Source organism: Streptococcus porci DSM 23759 (genome assembly GCF_000423765.1).
GTDB classification, from domain to species: Bacteria; Bacillota; Bacilli; order Lactobacillales; family Streptococcaceae; genus Streptococcus; species Streptococcus porci.
The window spans coordinates 71,027-80,298 of sequence record NZ_AUIP01000015.1 but is presented as its reverse complement, the minus strand read 5'-3'; the positions used below and the strand labels follow the sequence as shown (position 1 = coordinate 80,298).

The following is a 9,272-nucleotide window of genomic DNA, read 5'->3' as shown; positions in this document are numbered from 1 at the left end:
TGGTCTGACGCATGGAACGAATACCATAAAAGCACTGAATCAGAGGAATTTTAACTAACATGACAGGGTCAAGACTAGGACGACCATTATCAGACGAATAGGTATCTTCTACTAGGTCATAAATGAAGTCGAAGTCAATCACAGCTTCCACTTGGCGCAGGAAATGATCTGCAGGCACAAGCTGGTCAAGGGTATAGAAACCGTACTGATTGCGGTTATAGTCAGGTTTTTCTTTGTGTAGCATAGGAGAACCTCATAAGTCCTTTTTCTTATATTATACTCCTAAATACGAAGAAAAGCCCTTAGAAAATCAATTCTAAGGACTTTGTCTTCAGTCTGAAGCCCTTTAAAGAGGGCTTTTATATATTAATCACAAATCACTTATCACAAATCACTTATCACAAATCACAAGTGATTTGTGATTGTTGATGATAAAATAAGAATAAGAAGAAATAGAAAGAAGTGAGTGATTGTGGGAAATTTAGGCGCACAAAAAGAAAAACGAAATGATACACCAATCAGTGCAAAAAAAGATATAATGGGAGATAAGACGGTTCGTGTTCGTGCTGACTTGCACCATATCATAAAAATCGAAACAGCAAAGAATGGCGGAAACGTAAAAGAAGTTATGGAAATAAGACTTAGAAGCAAACTTAATCAAAAAGACTTTAGATTTTTTAATTGTATAGGTGAGTCGTGTCACACGGTCAATCAAGGACTTTTCACGACCATCCATTTTACGGTCCAAGAGCTTTCCAATCCAAGACAAGAGAAATTCGGACTTGACCTTAACTGGATCCTCATCCATATTCTCATCTGATAGATCTAAGACATTTAAGAAGGTGGTAGAATCTGGGGCAATATCAATACTCTCCCCACCAAAGGCTTGACCGATAATACTGTACTCGTTTTCTGGGTCAACAATAATAATTTCAGTATCACTATCTGCTTCCTTGAGCTTAGTAGAGATGATCTCGTGTTTTGTCGCCATCCCTTTGCCCGCTCCAGAAGTCCCTAAAATCAAACCTGACGGAGTATTTAACTTGCCACGGTCAATACTGATGATATTACTTGAGATTTGATTGATGCCATAAAATTTCCCACCCTTGTCCTGAATATCTACGGAAGTCCAAGGTGCATTCACGGCAATATTTGAAGTCAATAGAGACCGAGAAACACCTTCGAGATAGTTCTTCCCAAATGGCAAGAGACTATTAAAAGCAGCTTCTTGCATGTAGGTCAAGTTATCGATAATCATATCATTAGACCCTGCAACTTGCTTGATAATATCAAGAGATTGTTTGAGTTGGTCCTCAGTATCCGCCAGCACGCCAATTAGAAATACGGTGTCAAACAGTTTATCTCCTGTTTGGGTCATGGTTTGAAGGAGAGCTTCTGCTTCATCGATATTGTTTTCAAGAACATGGCCGACCTTCTCCAAATAGATTCCAGTCCGAGCCATTTTTTGTTGTTCACCAATCTTTTGTGATTCCATCAAGGTCTTCTTGGTTCGTAGCTTGGTCATGGTTTCAGACTTGGTAGAGCCGTTGGCATGTAGACTAATCATCACTTCCAAATCTGACTGCATCAAGTCTCGAATAAATTTATCCCCTAGCTCCATACCATAGTCACGAACATAGACAATCTGTAATAATCGATCGTCCAATTCAATATGATTCTTGTGTTTAAAGGAAAGGTAGGTTGGGGCAATAAAGTGTTTGGTGGATTGACCTGAGAGGGTCAAATCCTTGTAAGAAAACGGTGAATGATTTTCACCCCGCAACATATCCGCAAGGACATTCACTCGCTCCTCTCCACCAAGTAAACCAAGAGATACATCAATCTCTGAAAAGCCACTCTTGAAATATTCCCCAATTTGTGACAGTGAACGAAAAGCTAGTTTTGGCGTTTGGTCGCTCTTGCCAAATGAAAGAAACTTAACGGCTGAAAAGTTGTTCTCACCCGCCTCTAAGTTGGCATCCATCATACGATTCAATTCATCACGATAAGCATCAAACCCATCTTCCTGCAAGGGATAGAGAATACTCTTACGGAATTTTTCCAAATTGACCTTTTGATTGAAAATGGTCAGTTGGAAATTGGTCTTATCATCCAGTGAATTGATTAAATCGGAATATTTCTCAACAATAGCTCCCTTATCATCTAAGCCAACTGTTTGGTAATTGACATCTCCTAAGAGATATGTTTGTGAGAAATAGCTTGGGCTGACCTGCATAAGGCCATTCTGAAAAAGCCCTTGATAGGCTAACGTATTTACGGTAGAAGGTCTGATCTCCTGCTTCTGTGTTTTCGTCTTTTGCTTTTGGTCATTAGAAGATGTCTTTGGTTTCATTGAGTGTTTTAATTTTTTCACGTTGGTCTCCTTTTCTTCCAGTAAATGTACGATCTGGTACTGTTAGTTCATAATGAAAACGGTACTTGAGGTAGGTTTCAAATGGTAAATCGTTGGGGCGATAGACCCCAAATAACATGAGTGGAATGGTAAAGCTAAAAACAAAACCATAGACAAACCAATCCCCAAATTGCCAGTAAAATAGGTTCAAGCCCAATACCAAAATGGTTATGGCGACGGCTGGAAATACAAAAATAACCTGTCTAGTTGTAAATCCTAGCCATGCCCTGTGTTGAACCTTTGAGATGTCCTTAAAGACACGAGTGTTCATAAATGTTCTCCAATCTAAGTAAGCTATAAAAAGAGGAGGCGAGATAGTGACTCCCTTCCTCCTACATCCCCAAAATACTACGGGCGGTTCGTTGACTGCCAACTAAGGCAATGATTAACAAGATGGCCTGTACCAAGCCACCAAACATAATGGCGAGTGATTCCATAACTCCAGCTCCATTTGATACGGCAATCTTTCCAGCCGATTCAAACAAGGGAACAAGAGATACAATTAGAAAAATCAAAATACCTTGAACGGCATAGACCATGATGTTTTTAAGGTAACCAATCCCAACACTTCTCCAGTCATCACTAAGGAAGGTCGGAATGGTAACAGGGGCAAAAGGAATCATCAGATAGAGTTGGATAAAGCGAATGGTAATCAAGATATTGACAACCATGATACTGGCCATTCGTACCAACCAAATGAGAATCGCAAAAAAGCCAATAATCATTTTTCCTACAATTCCAGATCCCTTAATGCCTGAGATGGTATCATAATTAGCACCACCATTCGTGACAAGACTTGCCACTTGTTCAATAACATAAGAGGCAATGGCAACAATGGCTTCCACAATAACCGTCGTATTGGTAATCACGACCGCGACCATGATGTAGCTGACAATCATAGGTGCTATGGCTTCAAAGGTCATTGCACCGGCTGAGTTTGCGATTTTCTTGGCCATTTTTGAAAATTCAAGTACAAGAACTACCGCAAGAATAGCTACTCCCAAGGGCTGCATAATCCCCTTGGTAATGGCTGTCATGTAAGACCACACCGTCGGATTAAAGTCCGCTAGTGACTTAACCAAGTTGGCGGTTGATTCTAAATCCACTTGAAACCCTTCAAATAGGCTATCACTAGATACTTTTTCAGAGGCTAGAAATACAAAAGGTGACGTAAAATTCATCATCATGTCATGTGCTGTCCTCCCCTAAATGGTAATCTGAGTCACAAAAGCACCCGCGGCTCCCACCATGACTCCACCAACAATTTCTAGAATGGCATTTCGGACACCCGGCCCACCATCTTTAATGTTGGTGGAAAGGTTGATAATACCCATGACAACAAGAAAGGCTCCTACTGCAATTAAGCCTTTTTGTAATAGAGACATGGCTTGGGAGAACATGGAGCTGGCGTCCACTCCGTAAACAAAGCCTGTTAGTTTGTGATTCATATAATTCCTCATTTCTATTAATGTAATGTCGTTTCTGTGCTTAAATCCCTTATTTTATGGCCTGACAAATCTAACTCTTCATCAGCGGTTAGGGGATTGATATGATAGTGCCACCAGCGTACATCGGTTTCCTTATCCGCAAGCCATTTCCAATTCTTATGTTTGAGTGGAAAATATTTCTTGGTTCGAAAAACAGGCACTCCTGCAATGCGTACGAGACACTCATCTCGTTTCATATTCCCTACTTCATCAGCCGTCATCAAGTCACGGGCAATTTTCTGGTGAGAGGTAGAACTTGAGCCAGTCTGCCCAAAAGAACGACTGGTACTTCTGACATCAATGGTTTGTTTGCCTAATAGACCACTCATAAATTTGAAAGTTTCCTCGTCATTTCCACCCAAATATAGGAGGCTATCACAATTCCCCAGTATAGTTTTCCAAGCCTCTTTTTCCTTATAAAGTCCTTGGAGTTGAGCAATATTTTGCAAGATTGGAACTAGACTCATGTTCCTAGAGCGAACTGTTGAGGTTTGTTCAGCAAAGTCTGGGATTTCTCCGACATTCGCAAACTCATCCAGATAGCTTCTAACATGAATAGGCAGTTGCCCTTTAAAGTCAACATCAGCCTGTCTGGTCAAAGTGGAGAAAACCGTAGAGAAAAATAAAGCAGATAGGAAACGAAAGGTCGTATCATTGTCTGGAATAACAAGGTAGACCATGGTCTTCTGAGTGCCCCACGTTTTCAAGTCCATAGAGTCTTTTTTCGTCAAATCAATCACCGATTGGATATTAAAGAGGGCAAATTTAGCTGTTGTGACCGCAATCACCGAATCCAATGTCTTATCCTTATAATTTTGAAAATCTGCCCAATTTCTCATGGTAAAGTTCTCATGACCATATTTCTTAGCATAGTCTTCAAACAAGACTTCAAGAACACTTTTGTCCTGATTGTCTCCCTTTGATAAGAGTTTGATGAGTTTCCCAATCTCAGAAAAGGCTGGATAACGGCCACGCTTACGTCTTGCTTCCTGCTCTTGCTTAGAACTTCCTGGAGGATTGTAAAAATCCACCAAATAAGAGGCAATAGCTCTCACCAATGTCATGGAAGCCTCGTCCCAAAATGGATCACTGCGAGAACCAGACCCACGGGTATTGTTAAAATAGACCGTTAACATGCGGTTCAAATCATTCTCTGTTTCTACATAACGAAAGGGATTAAAACCGTCCGAATTGGTCATATTAACCAAGTCTAAAACCTTGACCTGATAACCGTTCTCTAAAAAGAGTTTACCTGTCTTCTCAGCCAAATGATCTTTCGGATCTACGACAATATTGGAACAATTAAGTTGGATAAGGTTGGGCTTCACAAAGCGAAAGGTCTTGCCTGCCCCAGAACCCCCAATGACAATCAAGTTTTTATTTCGGTCAAACTGTGGTTTCTTCTTTTCCAACAAGGTTAGACGAACATCACGAGCCAAAATCGTGTCATTAAAAGGATTCTTACTGTAAAAGTTCCGCTTTTCCTTACTGGTTCCAAATCGTGCAGAACCGTATTCTTCCCCTTCTCGATAGACCTTCTGTCCTGTCGATACATAAAGATAGACTAGTGTCATCGTTAGAACCCCAAGGATAAAGGCAAGAAGAGATTTTTGAGTAAAGGAAAATAGCCATAAAGGATTGAAAACCTGATTTAACCCCTCTCCTAAGAGGTAGGCAATACGTTCCATAGGTGGGGCATTGGTTAAACTATCATAGAGTAGGGTTAGACGATGGCAGAAATAGCCAAAGGCGAGACCCAAGAGTCCAAAGACAAATGCTTTTTGCCTGGAATACATTACAAGGTCACCTCCTTGGTTTTGACTGCCGAAGGTTCTGTCACTCTAATTTTCTCTTTGGCCAGTTCTATCTCTTGGTCCAAGGTTTTATCAAAGGTTAGACCTTCTAACTTCTCTGGGTTAGACACCAGTTTCTTCGCAAGTTCGTCCAAGTGATGATCGAGCAAGGTCTTATCCTTGGCATAAAAGTAGAGATAGTCTTTTTGCCAACTAATTGCGATTGGCAGTTTTTCTGAATCCATCAACTCCTTAAATTTCTCCACATCGATTGGCTTATCCAGTATGTCTTTACTAACATCAATCGCTTCAATGACGTAAGGGCTTTGAAGGAGTTCTTCCAGTTTTTGAACCCCAATCTTATAAGCTGAATCTTGAGCTAAGGCTTGCCTAGCCGACCATTCTAAGAGCTTTAAGAGGGTTCTGACTGTCAATAAACTACTTCTTTCCACGTATTGCATCGCTTGACGTTCTTGTTGTTCAGATGACATGGTGACCTCCTCTTTTTTTCGTTTCCCTATCAAACATTAGGTGCTTCCATAATACGGAAGCACTCTTGATTTTGGTATCACAAGAAGGTCAAGACATAAACCAAACTATTCCAAAGTAAATGTGAGGCGATTGCCATCTTACAATCTGTTTTCAATCGAACAGCAGCCAAGGTCAAGCCAAGACAGCTATACATGAGCCAACTCCCTAACTGATTGGGTCCATGGGATAGAACAAAGAGAAAACTGGTCACGCCTATTTGTACAAAAGGGAATGTCAATTTTTCCCACAGCAACTGCCTATAAACAATCTCTTCAAGGACACTTGCATTTATTAGAAATAATAAAAAGATAATAGGAGGAACCTGTATTCCTACTTGTACCAATACCACTTGATTCCTAGTCTGAACTGGAAATAGGAAGCTGATGAAGACTGCAAAAGCAACCATAGCCACAAAGCCAAGAAGCAACCAACTTAGGCGATTTTGTACGCCCACAATTTTTAATTGAACAGTTTTATGACGGGCAATCTCTAGGCAAGTCACACTTAATAGGACCAATTGTAGTAAGACTATACCCTCAATCGTCATATACTCTTGTAGGTATAAACTTAATAGAAAAACGTTAAGCTGTATGGCTAGATAATACAACACTATCCTTATCATTGTCACCTCTTGAATAAATCTTCATAATCAATGTCTAAGACTAGAACGATTCGCTCAACCCATCTTGTTTGTGGCATCAGACGATTAGATTTGTAATGCCGTAATTTTTGATAGAGGCGATTAAACTCACTTGGATAAACATATTGACCGTTGAATACTTTGCGAGCTAGTTCTGCCCAAGTGAGGTCTTTTTCGGCCAGAATGATTTCTAAATTGTCCCAAAATCGTTCATTCATCTTCACACCTACCCTGTCACCTGTTTCATCAGACTGGCCTGAAACAGCTCTTCTTTTACTTGTCTGGGAAGAAAGGTACGCACTTCGTCTAGCCCAATAGCTGGATAGACATGATTCTGACAGACAATGAGGGGCAACCGAAGATTCTGGTCTGGCTTTTGGAGAATAAGCTGAATCATCTCATTCAAACTTATCGAATATTGACGCTTAAAGCAAAGAAATCGTGGCGACAATAACTCAAAACAATCCATTGTTTTGGCAAAGAGTGACAGTAAGATTTCACGGTCTACATCACACGCTTTTATACAACGATAAGTCACACCATAGGTCGTCAAAATGGTTAGTAAATCTTGATTTGTATTGGCATTATTTCCTAGATATACCTCAAGCATAGGCACCTCCTTATAGGATTAGGCTATTTTCAACTGTTGGTTCAGGAGTTGAGAAATAGCGACTCATATCAATGGGCATCCGTCCTTCACCAAAGCACTTGACTATCACTAAAGTCGTTAAAATGCCATCCTTTCCTCTAGCAGAATAATTTTCACCAAAGGCACGAAAGGCCAGGTGATTGTCTTTCGTCAGTAGTGTATCTACACCATTTTTAATATCCCTAGTTTCCATAAAATCCGAAATCTGATGAAGATTGGATTCGTAGAATAGGGGATCATTCATCTCTTTGTGGTAATCATCTTCAAAAGTCACCTCAAAGTCACAATCAAAATTGGGGAGCGACAGTATCTTTTGTAATAGCTGATTGGTTTCAGCTTGGTGAATACGTTCTTCTAATTCAGTACAATCTAGGATACTTTTCTTATGTAGTAAGTTCATGTTTTTCTTCCTCTTCCGTTCTTCTAAATTCTCTGGCAATGGCTTCAATAACTGTGACAGTCACGCTATTGCCGGCCTGTTTGTATAGCTGGCTCTTACTGGAAACACTTTCTGCTCTTTCATAAGCCCAATCAGGAAAGCCTTGAAGTCTGAAACACTCTCTTGGTGTCAGTCGTCTTGTTCTCAGGCGATAAACTTTCCCCTCTAAGACAATGCCTGTGACTTCATACCACTTATCCTGTCGATATTCCAGAGCAGCAACCACCACTCCCATATTGTCTGAAGTCGTCAGAGTATTGGATATTCCCTTTCCCACACGTCCCCTACGTTTGGTTGAGTCTGGATAAGCCAGATTGACAGAGTCTCCAAGAGTTGCCTTTGCGTACCCTGTTTTTGTGGCTTCCTTGATTTTCAGAAATGGCAGCTCCTCCCTCAGCAAAATCTTTGGCACCTTATCTCCACCTTGCATGGTGGTCAAAGTCGGTGACAAGCCAGATATATCGAATACTCTTCCAGTCTGGTCAAAGCTAGTCGGCAGATTTCCTGCGACAACAACCCCGTGTCTGTCTTGACTTGTCAAAGTAAACATAGGGTCTTGATTGTCCTTAAATCGACGACCATGTTGCCGTTTTTCTAGTCTATCTAGTGTTAAGACTGGAATGGCGATTTTAGCTCCCTCTCCTTTACCTCTTGTTAGTGTAGGAGCAAGTCCACTCGTCAGATAGACTTCACCATTCAAACCACGTTTAGAGGGATTGATATTTCCTAGCCTTTCAAGATGAGCTGGGCTGTTTTCTCTTCTGAGAGGAAATATGAATCTGGAACGGTATCTTCTAGAATGTCCGATAATAAAGACCCGCTCTCTGTTTTGCGGGACTTGGAAGTCCTTACTGTTAAGCACCTGCCATTCGACATCATACCCCAATTCATCCATCGTGGAGAGGATTGTGGCGAACGTCCGTCCCTCGTCGTGATTGAGTAGGCCTTTGACGTTTTCCAAAAATAGAAAACGTGGTTGGATTTGTTTGGCCGCTCGAGCAATCTCAAAAAAGAGAGTCCCTCGAGTATCTTCAAATCCCAGTCGTCTTCCTGCGAGTGAAAAAGCTTGGCAAGGAAATCCCCCGCAGATGATGTCCACTTGCCCTCTAAATTGTCTAAAGTCATGGTCTGTGACCTCTTTAATGTCATGGTATTCTATTTCCCCTTCTGTGTTAAACATGGCTTTATAAGATGTTCTGGCGAATTTATCAATTTCACAAAAGCCCAGGCATTTATGACCCTGTGATTCCAACCCTAGCCTAAAACCACCTATCCCAGCAAATAAATCTAAAAATTTCATTTTTTCTCTCTTTCCAACTA

The 9,272-nt window shown here is 40.9% G+C and carries 11 protein-coding genes and 2 pseudogenes; 1 reads left to right on the top strand and 12 read right to left on the bottom strand.

The window, feature by feature from the left end; genetic code table 11:
* On the bottom strand, positions 1-244 hold a 244-nt coding region (locus G576_RS0107150; protein WP_027974024.1), incomplete at its 3' end, for a transposase.
* Between the two features lie 294 nt (positions 245-538).
* Here G576_RS0107150 and G576_RS13280 point away from each other — a divergent pair.
* Positions 539-655, top strand: a pseudogene (locus tag G576_RS13280) (MLS leader peptide); the annotation flags it as partial.
* A 30-nt stretch (positions 656-685) separates the two neighbouring features.
* Here G576_RS13280 and G576_RS12525 read toward each other — a convergent pair.
* From G576_RS12525 to dcm, 11 genes and pseudogenes are all read right to left on the bottom strand, one after another.
* Positions 686-2,374: pseudogene (locus tag G576_RS12525) on the bottom strand (VirB4-like conjugal transfer ATPase, CD1110 family); the annotation flags it as partial.
* Positions 2,331-2,684, bottom strand: a complete 354-nt coding sequence (locus G576_RS0107140; RefSeq protein WP_024376818.1) for a PrgI family protein — start codon at positions 2,682-2,684, stop codon at positions 2,331-2,333. The pseudogene G576_RS12525 and the gene G576_RS0107140, both read right to left, overlap by 44 nt.
* Before the next feature lie 61 nt (positions 2,685-2,745).
* The gene (locus G576_RS0107135) at positions 2,746-3,600 is read right to left on the bottom strand and encodes a VirB6/TrbL-like conjugal transfer protein, CD1112 family (RefSeq protein ID WP_027974023.1); all 855 of its coding nucleotides are present in this window, start codon (positions 3,598-3,600) and stop codon (positions 2,746-2,748) included.
* Positions 3,601-3,618: 18 nt separating this feature from the next.
* Positions 3,619-3,861 (bottom strand): hypothetical protein, encoded by a 243-nt coding sequence (locus G576_RS0107130; RefSeq protein WP_027974022.1) that lies wholly within the window; start codon positions 3,859-3,861, stop codon positions 3,619-3,621.
* Positions 3,862-3,878: 17 nt separating this feature from the next.
* Positions 3,879-5,696 carry a VirD4-like conjugal transfer protein, CD1115 family gene (locus G576_RS0107125; protein WP_027974021.1) on the bottom strand — a complete coding sequence of 606 codons (1,818 nt, stop codon included), beginning with the start codon at positions 5,694-5,696 and terminating at the stop codon, positions 3,879-3,881.
* Positions 5,696-6,184: a hypothetical protein gene (locus G576_RS0107120; protein ID WP_027974020.1), complete on the bottom strand. Its 489-nt coding sequence runs from the start codon at positions 6,182-6,184 to the stop codon at positions 5,696-5,698. Before G576_RS0107120 ends, G576_RS0107125 begins: the two co-directional genes overlap by 1 nt.
* Before the next feature lie 77 nt (positions 6,185-6,261).
* Positions 6,262-6,846, bottom strand: coding sequence for a CPBP family intramembrane glutamic endopeptidase (locus tag G576_RS0107115; RefSeq protein WP_027974019.1), 585 nt, complete (start codon positions 6,844-6,846; stop codon positions 6,262-6,264).
* Positions 6,847-6,848: 2 nt separating this feature from the next.
* Complete coding sequence (locus tag G576_RS0107110) at positions 6,849-7,082, bottom strand: hypothetical protein (protein ID WP_001005708.1); 234 nt, start codon at positions 7,080-7,082, stop codon at positions 6,849-6,851.
* Positions 7,083-7,090: 8 nt separating this feature from the next.
* Positions 7,091-7,474, bottom strand: coding sequence for a thioredoxin domain-containing protein (locus tag G576_RS0107105; protein ID WP_000895326.1), 384 nt, complete (start codon positions 7,472-7,474; stop codon positions 7,091-7,093).
* A gap of 10 nt (positions 7,475-7,484) precedes the next feature.
* Complete coding sequence (locus G576_RS0107100) at positions 7,485-7,913, bottom strand: hypothetical protein (protein WP_001050385.1); 429 nt, start codon at positions 7,911-7,913, stop codon at positions 7,485-7,487.
* Positions 7,897-9,252: a DNA (cytosine-5-)-methyltransferase gene (gene dcm, locus G576_RS12520; RefSeq protein ID WP_000670032.1), complete on the bottom strand. Its 1,356-nt coding sequence runs from the start codon at positions 9,250-9,252 to the stop codon at positions 7,897-7,899. Before dcm ends, G576_RS0107100 begins: the two co-directional genes overlap by 17 nt.
* Between the last annotated feature and the right edge of the window lie 20 nt (positions 9,253-9,272).

Excerpts from the sequence above, each read along its gene's own strand:
- G576_RS0107120 (WP_027974020.1), bottom strand. The coding sequence starts at position 6,184 with ATGTCATCTGAACAACAAGAACGTCAAGCGATGCAATACGTGGAAAGA.
- G576_RS0107115 (WP_027974019.1), bottom strand. The coding sequence starts at position 6,846 with ATGATAAGGATAGTGTTGTATTATCTAGCCATACAGCTTAACGTTTTT.
- G576_RS0107105 (WP_000895326.1), bottom strand. The coding sequence starts at position 7,474 with ATGCTTGAGGTATATCTAGGAAATAATGCCAATACAAATCAAGATTTA.
- G576_RS0107130 (WP_027974022.1), bottom strand. The coding sequence starts at position 3,861 with ATGAATCACAAACTAACAGGCTTTGTTTACGGAGTGGACGCCAGCTCC.
- G576_RS0107140 (WP_024376818.1), bottom strand. The coding sequence starts at position 2,684 with ATGAACACTCGTGTCTTTAAGGACATCTCAAAGGTTCAACACAGGGCA.
- G576_RS0107110 (WP_001005708.1), bottom strand. The coding sequence starts at position 7,082 with ATGAATGAACGATTTTGGGACAATTTAGAAATCATTCTGGCCGAAAAA.
- G576_RS0107135 (WP_027974023.1), bottom strand. The coding sequence starts at position 3,600 with ATGATGATGAATTTTACGTCACCTTTTGTATTTCTAGCCTCTGAAAAA.
- G576_RS0107125 (WP_027974021.1), bottom strand. The coding sequence starts at position 5,696 with ATGTATTCCAGGCAAAAAGCATTTGTCTTTGGACTCTTGGGTCTCGCC.
- G576_RS0107100 (WP_001050385.1), bottom strand. The coding sequence starts at position 7,913 with ATGAACTTACTACATAAGAAAAGTATCCTAGATTGTACTGAATTAGAA.
- dcm (WP_000670032.1), bottom strand. The coding sequence starts at position 9,252 with ATGAAATTTTTAGATTTATTTGCTGGGATAGGTGGTTTTAGGCTAGGG.